This is a genomic window from Paenibacillus algorifonticola (genome assembly GCF_050481745.1).
Taxonomy (GTDB): Bacteria; Bacillota; Bacilli; order Paenibacillales; family Paenibacillaceae; genus Pristimantibacillus; species Pristimantibacillus algorifonticola_A.
This window is the reverse complement of sequence record NZ_JBCNGR010000036.1, coordinates 1-17256: the sequence shown is the minus strand read 5'-3', so window position 1 is coordinate 17256 and position 17256 is coordinate 1. Positions and strand designations below refer to the sequence as shown.

Sequence of the window (17256 nt, the reverse complement as noted above, 5' to 3'; positions counted from 1 at the left end):
AATCGGACATGTTATGTAATGGATGACATCGCTTGGAGCTTATAGAGAAAAAAGGGACGGATAACAAATAAAAAAAACATAAAAGAAAAGGACTGTTTCCCAGTAGTTAAAAACTACTTGAAACAGCCCTTACTCTTCCATTCATAATGCGCGTGGAGGGACTTGAACCCCCACGTCGTGAAACGCTAGATCCTAAGTCTAGTGCGTCTGCCAATTCCGCCACACGCGCGCGATGTTCGCTAACAGCGAATAAATATAATATATCAGAAAACATCGCATCACGCAAGCATTTTTCAAAAAAGTTTTAAAAAAATAATTGGCACTTCTATTTAGAGCCGATATTAGGCTCCTTGTTTACCTGCTGCCGTCACCTTCACTCGCTTAATGAAGAAAGCAATTGCAAGCCCAATAAGGGCAAGCACCATCGCAAATACAAAAGCATTTTGCACACCAGCGGTCAAGCCGCTAACCAAGTTGGCTGGCGATTCTGGATTTCCTTCTGCTGTCTTTAGGAATTTCTCCATTCCTGCTGTCATGATACTCACTGCCAGCGCTGTACCAATGGCACCCGCAACCTGCTGCAAGGTGTTCATAATCGCTGTTCCATGCGGATACAGCTCAGGCGGAAGCTGATTCAAACCATTCGTTTGTGCAGGCATCATAATCATCGAAATCCCAATCATTAGCAGGGAATGCAGCACAATGATCAGCGCAGTAGTCGACGCGGTAGAAATATCAGAGAAAAACCATAGTACAACCGCTACAACGAGCAGACCCGGAAGTACGAGCCATTTCGGTCCATATTTATCGAACAGTCCTCCCATTACAGGAGACAGGAAGCCATTAATAAGCCCTCCTGGAAGAAGAAGCAGTCCCACGGTCAACGGACTCATCATTAGGCCGCGCTGCAAATACATAGGCAATATGAGCATGGAAGACAAAATAACCATCATGCAAATAAACACCATAACCAAACCGATTGTAAACATTGGGTATTTAAACGTCGTCAAATTAATCATAGGCTCTTTCATCTTGAGCTGACGGATAACAAATAAAATGAGTGCAACGATACCTACGGTCATCGCTATAATTACTTTCGCACTTCCCCATCCATGCTCGCCTTCTCCAGCGCTGCTAAAGCCGTATACGACACCGCCAAAGCCAAGGGTAGACAAGCAAATCGACAATATGTCGATACGCGGCCTAGTCAAGGTAGAAACATTTTGCAAATAGACAAGGCCTACAAATAATGAAATAATCAAAAACGGCAAGGACACCCAGAAAATCCAGTGCCAGCTTAAGTTCGCAATCAAAATGCCTGCAAAAGTCGGCCCCGTTGCTGGTGCGAACATCATAATGAGTCCGATAATCCCCATCGCTGCGCCACGCTTCTCAATCGGGATAATGACGAGAATGGTATTAAATAATAGCGGCAGCAGCAGCCCTGTGCCTGTTGCTTGAAGCACACGCGCAATAAGCAGCGTTTCAAAATTCGGTGCAATAGCCGCTACAAACGTTCCTATAATAGAAAAAATCAATGACCATACAAATAATTGCCGTGTTGTAAACCATTGCAGCAGCATGCCTGATACCGGAACCAGTACTCCCAGCGTCAGCAAAAATATAGTCGTAAGCCATTGTACCGTTGCCTCGTTGACGCTCAAATCTCTCATCAAATCAGTCAATGCTACATTTAGCGCCGTTTCGCTAAAAAAACCGATGAATCCGCTAAGCAATAGCGAAATCATAATTGGCATTACTTTGTAAGTCTTATTAGGTGAAGTTGAAGTCTCTTGCATCGTTCCTGCTTGCACTTATGTCATCCTCCTGCGAATTAAAAATTCATTTTGCTGTAACCTGTTGTTCTAGCTTGCTGGGCCACCATTAACAATTGACGGCACGAGACGCGAAATATGGACGAGCGGCTTCTCATCTCCATGAGTGATGGCCAAAATAAACGCACCTTCCACTAAGGAAAGAATAACATTGCTTATTTCAGCAGCGCTGCTGTCATTCGTGCCATTGTTAACGAGCTGCTGGGCAATATACTGCTGCCATTCAATAAAAACGACTTGGCAAGCTGATCTCAGTCTTTCGCTGATCAAGCATGTCTCAGCAGCCATCCAGAAGCTGAACGGTATAAATCCTCTAAACTGCGATTGCTTCCCATCTTGAATGATGTCGGAAATATGGGCCTGAATAGCTGCTACTGGATTAGAATTCTGCTCAAAATTTATCCGCCATTTTTCCAGCACAGAATTCTTAATCGTTGAGATACATTCAACCGCCAGTTCCTCCTTGCCTTCAGGGAAATAGTAATACAAGGATCCCTTCGGGCAGGAGCTTTCCTTAATAATTTGATTTAACCCCGTTGCATGATACCCTTGCACACAAAACAGCTTCATTGCTGTATCTATGATCTGCTGGCGGGCATTCGGCTTTGAAGCCACCTTTTCACCACCTTAATTATAGAGAACGGTCTATTTAATTAAACGTGAAAAAAAGCGGGCTGTCAATGCGTAAACTCGTAATTACAGCACTAATTTTTGTTAAGATATAATGTTGTCATTTCTCCTACTGCTCTGCCTTATGAACCATTGACCATGTCGCCTGCCAATTTTTCTTAACAATTCTTTGTTCGTATACGCAGTGCTTATCCGTCCCCTGCTCATAATAAGCTGTAGGCCGAAGCACAGCTTGAAGGACATCAGCTACTCCCCATGGTGCCGCTAGCTGAAGCTGGCCGTTCGCATCCAGTGCCACGCCAAGCGAGGTCGCCGTTTCAGGAAATTTGGAAATCGCATCCACTGAGCAGGAATACGGTGGCAAGCCGCTGACGACATGCATTCTCGCTTGATTTTTCACTGACCAAGGAATTTCAGGTCTCAAACTCCGCAGTTGCTGCTCCAACTGCTTCTCGATATGCTCACTTAGAGAAGCGGCATCGTAATAAATAACATCCACATCCGCAAGCGGCGTCCGCTTCTTAAAATCATGCAGCACATCCCACAATTTAGATCGCACAAACCCGGCGCATACCCACCAGTCCGGCAAATCGAGCCCCCTTACCGTATGCAAGATGTCCATCATCCAATCGTCTCCCCCAATGATATCCATCATGTATGACTCCTGATTCATCAATCCGCCCCCAATATCGAACATATATTCTCATATTAACCGAAAAACCGCTTATTGGGAAGAGCTTTTACAAGTTGAAACGGCTGTGGCAGTTTTTTGCGGCGCGGCGCGTTTCAATCCGGGAAATATAGAGAAGGTATCGCGCAATGCTATCCTTTCCTATATTTCATAAATGCAAAAAAACGCCTTGCCAGGCTGATTACAACCCGGCAAAGCGTTCGAAAAACTTGAAATATAGGTAACCATGTTCTGCTGAAGCTTTCGCTGCACTGCTTTAATTTTTCAGCTTGTCTTCGTCATTTTCATCCCATTTTCTGGAGTAAGCCTTGTTCGTAATCCAAAAAGTTATCCATGCTAAAATGCCAACGATAACAACCGCTGAAATCCATACGCCAACTGGTACGTCCATTATACTGCTCCCTTCTGCTGTATAGCCGCCCTTTCCCCTTACAATGTGCTCTTAAAAAACATATTATACTGCGTGGAGCGATTCCCAAACGTCAGGCCGCGCGGGTAACCGAAGATAAATACTTCTGGAAACATCAGCAGCTTGACACCTTGTCTGCTTGCTTCGCCGGCATAGACAGCTATTTGCTTGAACGCCGACTCCAATAAACTAGGCGCAGCCACCTCTCTTATTAATTATCATAATTGGATTGGCTGATCATGTAACCATCCATTTATCGACTAAAATGACCATCCAATTCGCCGAAATGTACTATAATGAATGGATAATCCCATTAGACAAAGTGATAATGAACGGGGTGTACGTATGACGTGGAAGCTGGATCGAACATTAAAAACACCAGTTTACTTGCAAATTGCCGAGCTGCTGGAACGCAGCATTGCCTCCGGCGAATATCCGCCAGGCAGCCCGCTTCCCTCCGAACGCAAACTGGCGGAGCAATTAGGCGTTAATCGCAGCACGATTGTACAGGCGTATGCCGAGCTGCGCTCAGCCGGCTTAGTGGAAAGCAAAGTAGGGAGCGGAACTACCGTGAGCCGCAGTAAATGGGGGATATCCCCTTCGCATACGCCGAATTGGCGGCAATATGCAGAAGGAGGCAGCTTCCTGCCTAATTTGCCCTTTATGAGGCGTATTCGTTCATCCATGCACCACCATGGCCAAATGATTGACATGGCGAGCGGCGAGCTGGCGGAGCCGCTGTTTCCGAGCGGACTGCTCCAGTCCATTATGCAGGAGCAGCCATTCACGGAGCCGCTCGGCTATGATCATCCACAGGGCAATCCGCAGCTGCGGGTGGAGCTAAGCGCTTTTTTACGGAAACAGGGAATTGCTGCTCCTGAAGCTTCTATTCTCGTTACTTCCGGCTCGCAGCAATCGCTCTATTTAATAACGCAATGTTTGCTTGCCCCAGGAGATGCCGTTGCGATCGAAGATCCCTCCTACTGCTATTCTCTGCCGATGTTTCAATCTGCGGGACTGCGTATTTGCCGTCTTCCGGTTCATCATGACGGCATTGATCCAGATGATATTGCGCGATTGTATCGCGAGCATCGCATTCGCATGCTTTTTCTCAATCCGAACTATCAAAATCCGACAGGTACTTCTTTGAGCATGGAAAAAAGGCAGCGCGTATTAGCCATTGCTGCCGAGCTGCGTATTCCGATTGTAGAGGACGACCCGTTCAGTCTGACTTCCTTTCACAATCAGGCTTTGCCATCACTAAAAGCGCTGGACAAGGAGGATATCGTGCTCTATATTGGCTCATTATCCAAAATCGCTGCATCGGGCCTGCGAATCGGCTGGCTGGTCGCACCGCAAACGGTCGTGAGCCGCCTCGCCGATGCCCGGCAGCAAATGGACTTTGGCCCTAGCATTTTGCCTCAGTGGCTGGCTGGCCGCCTGCTCGCTTCAAACGAATTTCCTCGGCATTTGCAAATGCTGCGAAAGGCGCTTGAGGCCAAGCAGCAGCGAATGATCGGTGCGTTGGAGCATTATTTTTCAGAAAAAATTGCATTTACCGCGCACCCAGGAGGGCTTAATCTATGGTGTAAATCCAAGGAGAACATCAGTGATCATCGCCTGCTGGAAGAAAGTATTCAGAGGGGGCTTGTGTTTGTTCCTGGCAGTGTATATGGCTCGGAGGAAGGCTTCATTCGTCTAAGCTATGCCCGGCCGGAGCCCGCGCAAATGGAAATAGGAATCGAACGATTAGCAGCCGCACTGCGCGCCAGCTTGGCTTCGAAAAGTTGAAGCCATAAGACTGGCGCCATAAAGCAAGCATACTACAAGACGGTAAGCATGAAACCATGCGCTTCAAGAGCGCCACAATATCGTCTTGTTTCTGCCAGAGAGCTTAGCCTGATACAAGGCCTGATCGGCATAATCAATTAGAAACTCCTGCTCAACCTCCGGATAGCAGGCAATGCCGATCGAGACGGTCACACCTACCGTTTGCTTGTCATTAACGGCAATTTGGCAATTCTCAATTTTGCTGCGTAAATTTTCCGCCAAAGCATATGCGCCGGACGGTGAACAATTAGGCAGCAAAATGGAAAATTCCTCACCGCCATAGCGCGAGGCTACATCCTCTGCCCTAACCGTGCGCCTTACAATAGCAGCAAGCTCGCGCAAAACAGCATCTCCGGCGGGATGGCCGTAGGTATCATTTATTTTTTTAAAATAATCAATATCCAGAAACAGGAGAGCAAGCGGCTCCTTTCCACTCTCTGCCTGAATAAACAAGCGGTTAAACGCCGCATCGAATGCTCTGACATTGGCCAGCTGAGTAAGAAAATCCGTTGTCGCTTCCTGATCCTTCTGCTGGAACAGCTCATCGCGCTGCGTTAAATAACGTACGCAATAAGCGACGATAAGGCCGCTGGCAAGCATCGGTGGAAACAGGAATTTATACCGTGAGCTTGACCATACCAATCCATATGTAAACCAAGAATTTCCATAAAGCAATGCCATTAGCACCAGCAATGAAACCATCCATTTTGCCCAGTACCCACCAAAGCGCTTGTATGCAAAAATGATGCCTGAAAGCACTCCAAGCAAGAGAATGAAAGCTCCAGCAGTAATGGCCGCCTCATTCAGTCCGCCAAACAACAATGCCCGTCCCCCTGCTATAAGAACAGATGCCAATATAGACGCATGTAGACCACCATAATAGGCAGCGATAATAATAAAGAAATATCTAAAATCAATAATGCCGTGATCGGATACAGGCACTCCAAAAAACATAATCAAGATGCCGCAAACCCCATATACCACGCCAAACATGAGCCTCTTTCTAACGTCAAAACGCAATAAGTCCATATGAAGCAAAGCATTTACGAGCTGCTTGCTGAAAAAAAACAATGTGAATGTAACGGATAAAATCGTTATTATTGTCATAAGATGTCCTTTACCTGCCTTGCTGCAACGGCGTTTTCCACAAAAATAGCATGCGGCTTGCCTTAAGGTGCAACTTTGAGAATATGCAAACTCGTATCTCTGCTTAAATCAATAAAGTTGTCATTCATTTTTACTAACGGTCTAAGCGCATTTTGCGGATTGATCAATACGATGGAGCCAATTTCATTGTTGGTGAGCAGCACTTGATGCCCTAGCATCGACTGCATCATTTTGTCCATAAACAACTTGCTGATTTGCGGATCAAACTCGCCAAAAATATTGTTGTTCATTTGAATAAGCGTCTCATAGAAAGGCAGTGCCCTGCGATAGGGCCGATCTGAGGTCATCGCATGAAAAACATCAGCTACCGCTACGATTTTGCTAAGTGGGGCGATTTGCTCCGAGCGCAAGCCGAGCGGGTAACCGCTGCCATCTTGCCGTTCATGATGTTGAAGCGCTACCAAAGCTTGGATATGATTAATACCAACGGTTTCTTTAAGCATCTCATAGCCAAATATCGTATGCTTTTTCATCAGATCAAACTCTTTTGGATCAAGCAATGCCGGTTTATTCAAAATTTCATTAGAAATTTTCGTTTTGCCGATATCGTGGAGCGTGGCCGCCATCGTAAGCTGCATGAGATCGCGCTCATCCATATCCAACCATTTTCCAATTAAGGTAGATAATACACCTACCCCTATATTATGGCGGTAAGAATAATCATCTTTGGATTGCAGAGCACCCAGCAATTCATAAAAATCAGGAAGCTCCGACAGCTCGTTAATAGAAGGTATGATCTTTTCCCGAATCTGCAGCACTGGAATTTGCTTCGCGTAACGAATTTGCTCGAAAAGCTCTGCCATATACAGTGTACAGCCGTCCATTTTTCCCTGTGCCTGCGATTTCCCCTTGTCCCGCTTAATATCTCTTTCTTCCAGTTCAATCGCATGACGATAAATTAAGTCCAGCTGTTCCTGATCCAATACGGTATGGGCAGGAGCAACCAGCACCCCGTTATGATTAAATAAATCCTGAGCCAGCTGCTTTCCCAAAAACAATTGATTGCCGTTGTCCATCTTCAAAACACCTGCGCTCTCAAATGAAGAATATGTATTTATACGTACTCTTCCATTATACTTTACAGGTTTGAAACTTTTTTGAATTTTATTGTATGATCTCCTCATACAGCGAAATTTTTCTTCTTACAACTTATATTTTCTCATAAGCGGAACGCCGGCCGCCAATAAAAGCTTGCTAAGACCGCCCCATACCGCTCTCCGACCTGCCGAAAGATGCCTGATGTAAACCGCGCTATATTCCATTTCCGCTTCCGCCCCGCGAATGCGCTTAAAATCAGCCGCGCCAGAGCTGAGATGCAGCAGCTGTCCCCGGTCCGCTGCAGTCTGCATCGCCAAGTGCATCAGCATCCGGTAGAGGCCTTTATACTGGGGGAGCGCCGTATTGTAGCCGACCAGCGGTACCGATATGACCTCGCCATGAATAAAGCAGCCCATCACGCCTTGCAAAACCCCTTGCTTATCGCGGAGTCCGGTCATTTCCAGCAGACCTTTCTGATGGCAGTGGCGAATATATGCAGCGGTAAACTGGGGATTGAGCGCCGAATATTTGCCTACATACAGCAGGTCATACAGCTCTGCAATACGCTCATATTCCGGTTCGCCGAGCTCAGCATGCGGTATGATACGATAGTCAGACTGGGCGAGCAGCTTGCGATCCCACTTCGTATTTTTTTTCTTCAAGTACAGCGGAATGGCGCCATTGAAAAAATAAACCTGCCGGCTCGGCACCAGCACATAGCCCTGGCGCAGCAATTGCTCCATCAGCTCCCCATTCGTGCGCTTGTTGAGCGAACGATAAATAATCGCATGCTTTGGATAGCTTGCTATTAACGTCTGCCTGGCACCCTCCAGCTCATCCGCGCTTATCTCGGTATACAAATTCGTTGAAAGCAGCCAGTTGTTCACATGGACGTTTCGGTCGATTTGCGCCAGACGCAGCAGCGGGGAAATCACTTTAAGCAAGGAGCCGCACAGGAAGCGCAGCAGCCGATTTTCCAACAAATAAAGCTCCTCTTCCGCATACTTGACATACGTTCCATAGGGAGAGCACACGTAGGAATTGTCATACTCCTGCTCATTAACCGTCATAGGCAGCCAAGCCTGGCCCGCTTGCAGCAGCCGCAGCTCCGTGCGCACGTTGCGGATAAATAAATTCACCCCCTGTTGCATCAAAGGAAGCAAATATTCAGCCGCTTTATTTCTCTCCCCCTTTTTTGTTGCGTCAAGCTCTGTTAATTCTGTAAGGCTCAACTCTTTAACGACCGTCTTAGATAGGGGCAAAGCTGACCATCCTTTCCTTCCTGCCATATTCCGTTCTAAACCTTCCACCTTCGCTCCACCCGCCGCAGCTTGCGCAGCCCTTCATTCGTTTTATAAGGGACAAATGCAATCAGCGGCGCCATGCAGCCGCGAGAAGTAAACAGCTTGGACAGTGCAGCGGCAAGCTCCGGCTGAAGCTCATCTTGCGCTCCATCTGTACGCAAGGCTACTTCCAGCTGCCGAGCCGATTGCTGTACAACCTTGTATTCCTTAATGCGCTCCGAGGTCATGATGACCGCCCGCCTTATAAAATCGGGAAAAATCGGCACCAGCCGCTGCGTCTGCGCATCGCGTCCATAAAATAAATCATCCGTCCTGCCTTCAATAGAAGCAATTGCTGTAAAGCTGGAGCCGCAAGCACAAGGCTGCTTTGCCTCCGTCAGCAAGTCATTAAGCCGATATCGCACGATAGGCTGGGTTTCCCGTGAAAAATCAGTGATGATTGGCGAGAAGGTACGCTGCTCCTCGTCCACATATTCCTTCTCAATGACGAGTATATCCTCGTTCAGATGCAGAGTGCCCTGAGAGCAGGTTGCAGCGAGGAAGCCTTCTGTGCATTGATAAATTTGATCGACGCGCACGCCAAAAGCCTGCTCAATAAGCCGCTTGTCCAGCGGCTCCAGCACTTCTGCAACCGAGATTACTTTACCCGGCGCAATGGACAGCTCTCCGGCAAGCTGCGCTTCAGCGAGCAGTCGCAGCATGGATGGCGGTGCAACCAACAGCGTTGGCTGCTGCTCGCTTAACAAACGCACATTGTCCGCTACCGGATCAATCATGTCGTAAAAACGAAATTGCAGCCGCTTGGAGCGCACGCTTTGGTATAAATGGCTGTCCGCCCGCAGAAAAAAAGCGATTCGCTGCCGTACTAGCAGCGAAGCTGGCAGCGCCTTTGCCAGCACCGTTCCCGCCCACGCTGCGCGTTCCTTGGCACTGACCAGAAACAAGCCGCGGCTGCCTGACGTGCCTGACGACAATCCGACCGCAATATCGCCGATTTGCGCTGAGAAGTCTCGTTCCCGCTCGGCGCGCAGCGCGATTCGGAATGCTTCCTCCTTCGTAATACCCACCGTATTCAACTGGTCAAAATTATCCATCATCATCGCTTTATCGATCATCGGGAAGCTGCGCCAATTTTGTGCATCCAGCCCTTGATAATAACTTCGGAAAAAGGGTGATTGCTTGCGTACCCGCTTAACAAGTGCCACAACTTTGCGGTGCTGCCAAGCCTCCAGCGCCTTCCGGCTGCGAAAGCGCCGGGCGCGAAGCCGGGTCAGCACATAATAGACCAGCAGCCTTAGCACTCTCATGCTCCCACCTCCTGCCACGGTGTGCAGCGTTTCCACGTTTCCTCGCAATGCGTGAAAATTTGCTGCAGCTCCGGATTTCGGCGTTTCAGCTCGACGAGACGGTCGAATGTCTCCTTAAACTCTGCCCGATTGTCGAACACAATGGAGGCTAGCGGATGAGGCCTGCGGTTATCCCGCACCGCCGCCTCCGACCAGCTGGCGTCGGCGCCGAGCAGCAGTTCCTGCCCCGTATCGCCCTGCAGCAGCACTCCGAATTGTTCGGCCGCATGGCCAGACAAACGGATAGCTGTTACGCTTCCATCATTAAATAAATCGTACCCGCTGTGGAAAGGGGCGTATTTCGCTGGCAGCTCCACTTGCTTAGACTGCTCGATCCAGCGTGTCCGCTTCGCGAAATCAGGCGGCAGCAGTTCCGGCAAAAAAGCTTTTTTAACCGCTGCAAAGCCGTTAAGATGCTCGATAGCCTCATACCCCGGCTTCGAGCAAATAAAAGTCGCCTCGGGAAAGTCTCGCAAGCCGCAAACATGGTCGGCATGGAAATGCGAGACGATAATATGCTTGACCTCGCGAGGTGAATAGCCTGCCGCCTGCACATGCTCCGCTGCCGAGCGCTCCCCAGTAAGCGTAACGGGTGTCATCCAGCGATAAAGCGCATAAGGCAGCCGCTTCGTCGCGTCGAGAAAACGCGGCGAATAGCCGGTATCGAATAATACCGGCCCCAGCACAGGATGTTCCATGATAGCAAAAATACCTGGAAAGGCTTGCTGCCGCCAGCGCCCCCCGCTAATCGCCAGCGCCTCCAGCTGCTTGCAGTAGCCCGTATTATGAAAAGTCGTTTTCATCGCATCTCCTCCTGCTCTTTCCACCAGGCCGCGAACCGCCTAAGTCCTTCCTCGACACTCACCAGAGGCCGATAGCCCAGCTCCCGCTGCGCCTTCTCAATAGAAAGCGTTTGGCTGAACGCAAGAATGCCGACCGTATAACGGGTCAGCAGCGGTTCTTTGGCAAGCCCCGGCAGCTTCGCCGCCAGCTCCAGCAAAGAGGCCGCACTATATGCTGCGGGGTATGCAATCTTTTTTGTCCGGATCGGTTTATTCAGCATTTCAAACAGCCTCTCCATAGCTTCCCACAGCTGCACAGGCTCGCCATTCGTAATATTATATTTCTGTCCAAGCACAATCGGATCGGCGTACAGACAGCGCATGAGCGCTTCCGTCACATTATCCACATACGTAATATCGACAAGCGGCTGGCCGCTTCCGAACATCGGAATAAACCGTTTGTCATTTGCCCGCAGCAGCCTTGGAAAAATCGCCCTATCGCCAGGGCCGAACAACGCCCGCGGCCGGATCGTCACAACGCGCAGCCCCTGCTCTCGAGATGCGCGATCAACCTCTTGCTCGGCAAGCAGCTTCGTCGCGGCATAATGATTGACCGCTGCTTTCGGCAGCGGCTCATGCTCTGCAATATTAAAGCGGTGGCGATAGTCAAAATAGATCGAAGGCGTTGACACATGCACCAGCCGCTGGACATTATGTTTAAGGCAGCCTTGTATGACATTGCGCGTGCCAATGACATTGGAAGCATAGAAGTCGCGATATTTGCCCCAAGGCGAAGACAAGGCGCCGCAATGAAACACGGCGTCATGCCCGGCAATGGCTTCGCTCATTTGACTCGAAGCCAAATCCAGCTGTAAAAACGCCGCTCCTGCCTCGCCAAGCCGAACCCCTGTTTCTAGATTGCGCCCGGCAGCGGTTACCGAATGGCCTTCCTTCAGCAGCCTTTTGACCGCATTTTCGCCTAAAAATCCGGTAGCTCCTGTTACCAGTATGTTCATCCTCGCTCCTCCTTTCTCATCCATTCCATTCAATATCAGCAGTTGTAAAAGCAATAATCGGCTGCTCCGCTTTGCGTGCCCGCCGCCATAAATCAAACCAAACATAACCTTGCATCAGAAATGGACCGGGGTCCTTCCAGCTGAAAATAACATCCCGGCCGCCTGCCATGCTCGCCAGCCAATGCCAAGAGCCGCGCCATAGCCCGCGCTGACGCCGCTGCTGCGAGAGCCCATAGGCCAGCATCGCTGCCGCGATCATTTTGCCCCGCGATTGCTGCGGCAAAATGATGCTGCTGGACTGGCCTGTCCCCCACAAGGCGCGGCCGAGCCGGTCGCGCTTGTCGAACAGATGCAATCCGCTCGTCGCTCGCGGATTGCACTCAAGCGGCCATACCGCGCCGCTTTCGTCTATTATAAAATCAAAAGCGATTTGGCCTGTAAACTGCGTATGCGCGGCGAACGTCTCCACCCATTGCCGCAGCTGCGGCTGATGGCATGGCTTAAAGAAGGTGCTGGCTCCCCTTCCAGCAGTAAAGTCGACTGCGTAATCGGAATAGGCAAGCAGCTTGCCTTCCTTTACAATCGAATACGTGCAATATTCCTGTCCTGCTACGAAAGCTTGGGCTACCCAAGGGGAATCAACGGATAGCTGCAGTTCCGCAGCAGGAGGCGGCGACTCATTTGCATGCCATATATGCACTTTCGTTGCAAATCGGGAATAGACCGGCTTCAGCACCCATATTTGCTCTGAAGCGGGGTTATGCAGCTGTTTTAGCTCAGTGTAGGAACGCAGCTGCTTCGTCTCTGGGGCGGCAAGCCCCGCCTCCCGAACCATCTCAATGAATGCCCATTTGCTGTGCAGGGCAGTGAGCCTTTCCGCTTCATCGGTGAAAACCATGCAGCGTCCAAGCTTGCCGCGCAGCTTGGCAATATAATAAATTTCCTCGCAGATTGGAATAAGCAGCTCGATGCTGTACTTTTCTACCATTGCCGCAAGCGCTTTGCCAAATGCCGCCTCGTCCACTCGTGGCGCTGGAAGCACCTCATAACGCTTAATGCAGGTTGAGAAACGAATGAGCGGACTCGCCATACTGTCCGCTGCATAAACCTCATACCCCTGCTCCGCCAGCTGACGGGCTAAATCCAGCGCAGCTGGCGCCCTGCCTCCCGTAATGAGGATGCGCCGCCCGGTGCGTATTTCCTGCTCTTGGTCTGTTTTAATATTCAATAATCATCCCGCCTAACGAAATGCCCGCCGAAATGCCCATGAGCGCAAAGCGGTCACCACGCTGCAAGCGGCCCTGCTGGATGGCCAGATGAATGCCCATCGGTAGAGAAGCCGCAATCATATTCCCGTGATTTTCAATAATATTCATGAACTGCTCGGGCGCAATACCCAGCTTTTTCTGAAGCAGCCGCATGGCAAGGGCGCTGCCTTGATGCGGAACAACGAGCTTCAGCTCGGACATCTCGATGCTCGCCTCCTGAAACAGCCGCCGGGTAAAGTCGGGCAGCAGCTTCGACGTTTTGCGAAACAGCGCCTCGCCCTGCATCGCAAACAAATATTGCTCCGCGTTTGCCGACCCATACTGTGTGGATGGCAATCCTGAACCGCCGCCGCGAATTTCCGACAGCTCGCGTCCCGATCCGTACGTTTCCATACGGGAAGCGATAATGGCTGAGCTTTCACCTTCACCACTTCTGCCAATGACTACTGCTGCAGCCCCGTCACCGAACAAAGTCGCGCTTTCGGGATGCTTGTCATTAAGGCCGCTTGATGCAATTTCCGGCGATACGAGCAGCACTGTGTCGTATCTGCCCGCATCTATCATATAAGACACCATATCAAGCGCCGCTAGAAACGACAAGCAGGTCGTATTAATGTCGAAGCAAGGAATGCCTGATTCGCCAGCCCACATCTCATCTTGAATGAGCGACGCCGTGCATGGAATAAGCTGCTCGGGAATCGCATTAGCACATATGATGCAGTCCATATCGTCAAGCTCAAGCCCTGCATCCTCCAAAGCGGCAAAGGCAGCCTTTGCGCCCATGACAGACGCTGCTTCGCCAGCTGCGTAATGCCTGACTTTCACACCTGATTTTTTATATACCCAGCCTCGCGGCTTATTCAGTTTTTTGTCCAACTGCTCAGCTGTCACCATTTGGGTTGGCAAATAGGAGCCTGTCCCCCATATGCGTACATTCCGTTGTTGCTTATGCTTGTTTCTTGCATGCATAACCCTCACCGCCATCTATTAGCTTGTTGTCTATCTTAATGTGTATTGCTACTTTATCTTACTAGATGGTGCATAGCTGGACATAGTACCAAATTTTAATAGTACCCTTTTCGATTGATTTATGCATTGCCTTGCACCGTAAAATCCCTAAGCTGTCGCTCGCCATAGTTAGAAAATGCTATTTATTACGTGGTGGAGCAACCTGACCGCCTACTCTTGTTCCAGTAAGAAAGCATCACCGAATTTAAGAGCGAGCAGCTGTTCGTGCTCAAAAATATTGCCGAGGAAATATTTTTCCTGCCCCCTGCTCTGCACAACGATTGGCAACCATGTGCTCATGCTTATGAAGAAAAATTTGGAGCTAATCGCTTAACTCTCGCTCATTAAGCCTATATCAGATTAAACATCGGACTTTTCTTCCTTCAGTCAAAAGCCCTCCACCGCTTGATTCATAGCGATAGAGGGCTTTTGCTTATTTTCGTTATTTTCCGTTTACATTCTAGTTATCCGTACAATTACGTTGTTTCCTGCTGTCATACACTGGCTACGAGGTGACAACGATGTATACGAAAACGTATCGCAGTGCGACCATCCGCGGCAAGCTGAGGGTATGCCGTTTATTGCAAAATAATGCTTCAACTAAATCGCTCATACCAAGCACCACCAGCTTCACCTTATCCAATCTGAAGATGATGGCTGCTGCCCATCACGCGCTGTATATTAAGCCAAATATCGGCTCGCTTGGCGTTGGTGTGCATAAGCTTATGCCGATGAACGATGGCTACGAGCTGCTCTATACAAAAAACAAAAAACAGATTTCCAAATTTTTACACAGTCTAACGGACGTTTATAATGATTTGAAGCCTGCAGCGCCTTCCCATCTTATTATTCAGCGAGCAATAAGCCTCGATCAGGTTGATAATCGTCCCTATGATATTCGTGCCATGGTGCAGCGAAAACCGGGCGGTCTATGGACATTTACCGGTTTTCTTATTAAAGTGGGCGCCAAAGGCAAAATCGTCACCAACTATCATCAGGGCGGCGAAATTTGGACGATGCGGAAGCTGCTGCAGCGCAAAGGATATGAAAACGCCAAAGGCACCGAGCTCATTAGCCGATTGACTCAGCACTCATTGACAGTAGCTCGTGTTCTCAGCAAGCATAAAGCGGGCATGTTTGAAATGGGTATCGATTTTGCCCTGGATCGTAACATGCATCTGTTCATACTGGAGGTCAATTCCAATCATCCCCAATTTCGTCCGTTAAAATGGATTGATCGCCGCGCTTACAACCGGATTATGCGATTTGCCCGAAGCTATGGCCGTAAAGACGATTAGCTTTTCCTACGATTGCCTGTTCTTGAAATGCAGTCTAGCCTCCTGCGCGTTCAGATAATTTTGCATGATCGGGCTGCTTCTCGCTAATTAATAAAGATAGCAAATATTGTGCGAGTGCAGCCCCGAACAGCACGACCGGCAGCCAGACAGACGTCACATCGCCAGCAAATAAGATCAAGCAGCCAATCGACACCACTCTGCCGACATTCAGAAACAACTCACGCATAACGACGCATTCTACACGCAGTTGTCCTTTAAGAGGAAGCGTGCCAATTAGCCGATAATAATAAGAGGTCAATGTATTGACAGCAAGCGGATTGCAGATGGAGAACAAAATCATAAACAATAGCACGGACCAAAAATCAACTTCAATTAGCAGCAACGCAGCTCCTATGGCGACTCCTGTTGTAGAAAATAGCACATATTTCTGGACTTGCTCCTTCTGTGCTTTTCTAGATATGACGTACCCCGTTATGACGGTAAGTGCTGAAAAGGCTACACCTAAGTAACCGACCCGATCCTCACGCCCCACCGTCTGAAACAATAAAATATTCGGTAAAAACAACATAATCCCTTGAAAAAGCCCAAGTATAAAAAAGCTGACGAGCGCCTTGAACCACCGCCTGTTTTTATTCATCGCAAGCCCCATAAATTTTAAATAATAAGCACGGTGATGCGATTTCACAATGGGAATCCGGAAGCTCACAATAGCCGCTATAACAAACATAACGAAGGCTAGTAAAAAAATAGTAACATATCCCTGCAGCCCTTCATTACGGGAAATAATAAATCCGGCCAGTGCCGGGCCCAGTAATCCCGCCGTGTTGAACACAATCATATTCAACGCTAGAAAACGAATCCGATTCGCCTCTGTAGAAACATCATATTGGATGACTAAATATCCGGTCCAATATAATCCCCCTGCAATACCATTACATATGGCGAACAAAACATAATAATTAACAACCTGCTCACCAGTAATAACGACCATTAAATAAAAGACAGCTATTAAAACGATGCCAATTCTGTAAGTCACCATTCGGTCTTTGCGTTTTGCGATCCAGCCCCCAACTGCAAACGTAATCGGTGTCATTATAAATACAATAATGTTGTAGAGCGCATTTACCGTTAGATCCTGCGTTAACCGCCACAAGTACAAATTAAGAAACAATCCAGACATGGATGCACCAAATTGAAAACAACCATGAATGGCAATCGAGATAATGGCCTCCCTGCCTAGCCTTCTCTCAGGTGGAATAGTCGCTCCCCTGCTGAAAAAATAGTCCAATCTCGGCCATGTTCGCATATGTATACTGTCCCTGCCTCTCTCTATTTACATGAACTTCATCTTTCCCGTTCATTTTAGCACAAGGGCCAGACGATCAGACGTTGCCTGAAAGCGTTAACGGTTTGGAAAACAGCCTTAAATGCTGTTGTACGCCCGTTTCATGGGGGTTTAAGCTATTTATTGAACGTTAACGAGTGTTTTCATACAATATCGGCTATGTATAAAGTTAGGCAAATGGTAAACTCGTTTTCGTTTAAAAATAAACAAGCCTGCCACATGAATAGTGGCAGGCTTGTTATTTAAAGCTAACGTTCCGATGTGAATTACACATTGAAAACTGGATGCG

16 protein-coding genes and 1 tRNA gene are annotated in these 17256 nt (G+C 48.7%); 2 read left to right on the top strand and 15 right to left on the bottom strand.

The annotated features are described in order from the left end of the window. Positions 1–147: 147 nt before the first annotated feature. The 6 genes from ABEW34_RS25405 to ABEW34_RS25380 all read right to left on the bottom strand — a co-directional run bounded on the left by ABEW34_RS25405 (position 148) and on the right by ABEW34_RS25380 (position 3768). Positions 148–229 (bottom strand) — tRNA-Leu (locus ABEW34_RS25405). A 112-nt stretch (positions 230–341) separates the two neighbouring features. Next, a complete protein-coding gene (locus tag ABEW34_RS25400) occupies positions 342–1799 on the bottom strand; it encodes a DHA2 family efflux MFS transporter permease subunit (protein WP_430163187.1) in 1458 nt (485 codons plus the stop codon). A gap of 66 nt (positions 1800–1865) precedes the next feature. After that, the gene (locus ABEW34_RS25395; RefSeq protein WP_430162564.1) at positions 1866–2450 is read right to left on the bottom strand and encodes a TetR/AcrR family transcriptional regulator; all 585 of its coding nucleotides are present in this window, start codon (positions 2448–2450) and stop codon (positions 1866–1868) included. A 124-nt stretch (positions 2451–2574) separates the two neighbouring features. After that, positions 2575–3138: a nucleotidyltransferase family protein gene (locus ABEW34_RS25390; protein WP_430162562.1), complete on the bottom strand. Its 564-nt coding sequence runs from the start codon at positions 3136–3138 to the stop codon at positions 2575–2577. A gap of 274 nt (positions 3139–3412) precedes the next feature. Continuing rightward, on the bottom strand, positions 3413–3547 hold the full coding sequence (locus ABEW34_RS25385; protein ID WP_257790757.1) for a hypothetical protein: 135 nt from the start codon (positions 3545–3547) through the stop codon (positions 3413–3415). Between the two features lie 38 nt (positions 3548–3585). After that, positions 3586–3768 (bottom strand): nitrilase-related carbon-nitrogen hydrolase, encoded by a 183-nt coding sequence (locus ABEW34_RS25380; RefSeq protein WP_430162560.1) that lies wholly within the window; start codon positions 3766–3768, stop codon positions 3586–3588. A 142-nt stretch (positions 3769–3910) separates the two neighbouring features. Between ABEW34_RS25380 and ABEW34_RS25375 the strand changes: the two genes are divergently transcribed. Further along, a complete protein-coding gene (locus tag ABEW34_RS25375; protein WP_430162558.1) occupies positions 3911–5356 on the top strand; it encodes a PLP-dependent aminotransferase family protein in 1446 nt (481 codons plus the stop codon). Positions 5357–5419: 63 nt separating this feature from the next. Here ABEW34_RS25375 and ABEW34_RS25370 read toward each other — a convergent pair whose 3' ends face one another. The 8 genes from ABEW34_RS25370 to ABEW34_RS25335 form a co-directional block, all read right to left on the bottom strand. Further along, on the bottom strand, positions 5420–6502 hold the full coding sequence (locus ABEW34_RS25370) for a GGDEF domain-containing protein (RefSeq protein ID WP_430162556.1): 1083 nt from the start codon (positions 6500–6502) through the stop codon (positions 5420–5422). Between the two features lie 62 nt (positions 6503–6564). After that, complete coding sequence (locus ABEW34_RS25365; protein ID WP_430162554.1) at positions 6565–7578, bottom strand: HD-GYP domain-containing protein; 1014 nt, start codon at positions 7576–7578, stop codon at positions 6565–6567. Positions 7579–7704: 126 nt separating this feature from the next. Then, positions 7705–8862, bottom strand: coding sequence for a GNAT family N-acetyltransferase (locus ABEW34_RS25360; protein WP_430162552.1), 1158 nt, complete (start codon positions 8860–8862; stop codon positions 7705–7707). 35 nt (positions 8863–8897) lie between these two features. Next, positions 8898–10211, bottom strand: coding sequence for a F390 synthetase-related protein (locus ABEW34_RS25355; RefSeq protein WP_430162550.1), 1314 nt, complete (start codon positions 10209–10211; stop codon positions 8898–8900). Beyond that, entirely contained in the window at positions 10208–11053 is an 846-nt protein-coding gene (locus tag ABEW34_RS25350) for an MBL fold metallo-hydrolase (protein ID WP_430162548.1), read from the bottom strand. Before ABEW34_RS25350 ends, ABEW34_RS25355 begins: the two co-directional genes overlap by 4 nt. After that, positions 11050–12048, bottom strand: a complete 999-nt coding sequence (locus ABEW34_RS25345) for an NAD-dependent epimerase/dehydratase family protein (RefSeq protein WP_430162546.1) — start codon at positions 12046–12048, stop codon at positions 11050–11052. The genes ABEW34_RS25350 and ABEW34_RS25345 overlap by 4 nt, the downstream gene beginning before the upstream one ends. 16 nt (positions 12049–12064) lie before the next feature. Beyond that, positions 12065–13276, bottom strand: coding sequence for an ATP-grasp domain-containing protein (locus ABEW34_RS25340; protein WP_430162544.1), 1212 nt, complete (start codon positions 13274–13276; stop codon positions 12065–12067). Then, on the bottom strand, positions 13266–14285 hold the full coding sequence (locus ABEW34_RS25335; protein ID WP_430162542.1) for a beta-ketoacyl-ACP synthase III: 1020 nt from the start codon (positions 14283–14285) through the stop codon (positions 13266–13268). The genes ABEW34_RS25340 and ABEW34_RS25335 overlap by 11 nt, the downstream gene beginning before the upstream one ends. Positions 14286–14845: 560 nt before the next feature. Here ABEW34_RS25335 and ABEW34_RS25330 point away from each other — a divergent pair. Beyond that, positions 14846–15622: a YheC/YheD family protein gene (locus ABEW34_RS25330; RefSeq protein ID WP_430162540.1), complete on the top strand. Its 777-nt coding sequence runs from the start codon at positions 14846–14848 to the stop codon at positions 15620–15622. A 34-nt stretch (positions 15623–15656) separates the two neighbouring features. Here the strand turns inward: ABEW34_RS25330 and ABEW34_RS25325 are convergent, their stop codons facing one another. After that, the gene (locus ABEW34_RS25325) at positions 15657–16928 is read right to left on the bottom strand and encodes an MFS transporter (RefSeq protein WP_430162538.1); all 1272 of its coding nucleotides are present in this window, start codon (positions 16926–16928) and stop codon (positions 15657–15659) included. Positions 16929–17256: the final 328 nt, after the last annotated feature.

Bases quoted from the DNA above. Each gene is read 5' to 3' on its own strand.
- ABEW34_RS25365 (WP_430162554.1), bottom strand. From the start codon at position 7,578: ATGGACAACGGCAATCAATTGTTTTTGGGAAAGCAGCTGGCTCAGGAT.
- ABEW34_RS25375 (WP_430162558.1), top strand. From the start codon at position 3,911: ATGACGTGGAAGCTGGATCGAACATTAAAAACACCAGTTTACTTGCAA.
- ABEW34_RS25325 (WP_430162538.1), bottom strand. From the start codon at position 16,928: ATGCGAACATGGCCGAGATTGGACTATTTTTTCAGCAGGGGAGCGACT.
- ABEW34_RS25350 (WP_430162548.1), bottom strand. From the start codon at position 11,053: ATGAAAACGACTTTTCATAATACGGGCTACTGCAAGCAGCTGGAGGCG.
- ABEW34_RS25335 (WP_430162542.1), bottom strand. From the start codon at position 14,285: ATGCATGCAAGAAACAAGCATAAGCAACAACGGAATGTACGCATATGG.
- ABEW34_RS25345 (WP_430162546.1), bottom strand. From the start codon at position 12,048: ATGAACATACTGGTAACAGGAGCTACCGGATTTTTAGGCGAAAATGCG.
- ABEW34_RS25370 (WP_430162556.1), bottom strand. From the start codon at position 6,502: ATGACAATAATAACGATTTTATCCGTTACATTCACATTGTTTTTTTTC.
- ABEW34_RS25385 (WP_257790757.1), bottom strand. From the start codon at position 3,547: ATGGACGTACCAGTTGGCGTATGGATTTCAGCGGTTGTTATCGTTGGC.
- ABEW34_RS25400 (WP_430163187.1), bottom strand. From the start codon at position 1,799: ATGCAAGAGACTTCAACTTCACCTAATAAGACTTACAAAGTAATGCCA.
- ABEW34_RS25390 (WP_430162562.1), bottom strand. From the start codon at position 3,138: ATGAATCAGGAGTCATACATGATGGATATCATTGGGGGAGACGATTGG.
- ABEW34_RS25355 (WP_430162550.1), bottom strand. From the start codon at position 10,211: ATGAGAGTGCTAAGGCTGCTGGTCTATTATGTGCTGACCCGGCTTCGC.
- ABEW34_RS25330 (WP_430162540.1), top strand. From the start codon at position 14,846: ATGTATACGAAAACGTATCGCAGTGCGACCATCCGCGGCAAGCTGAGG.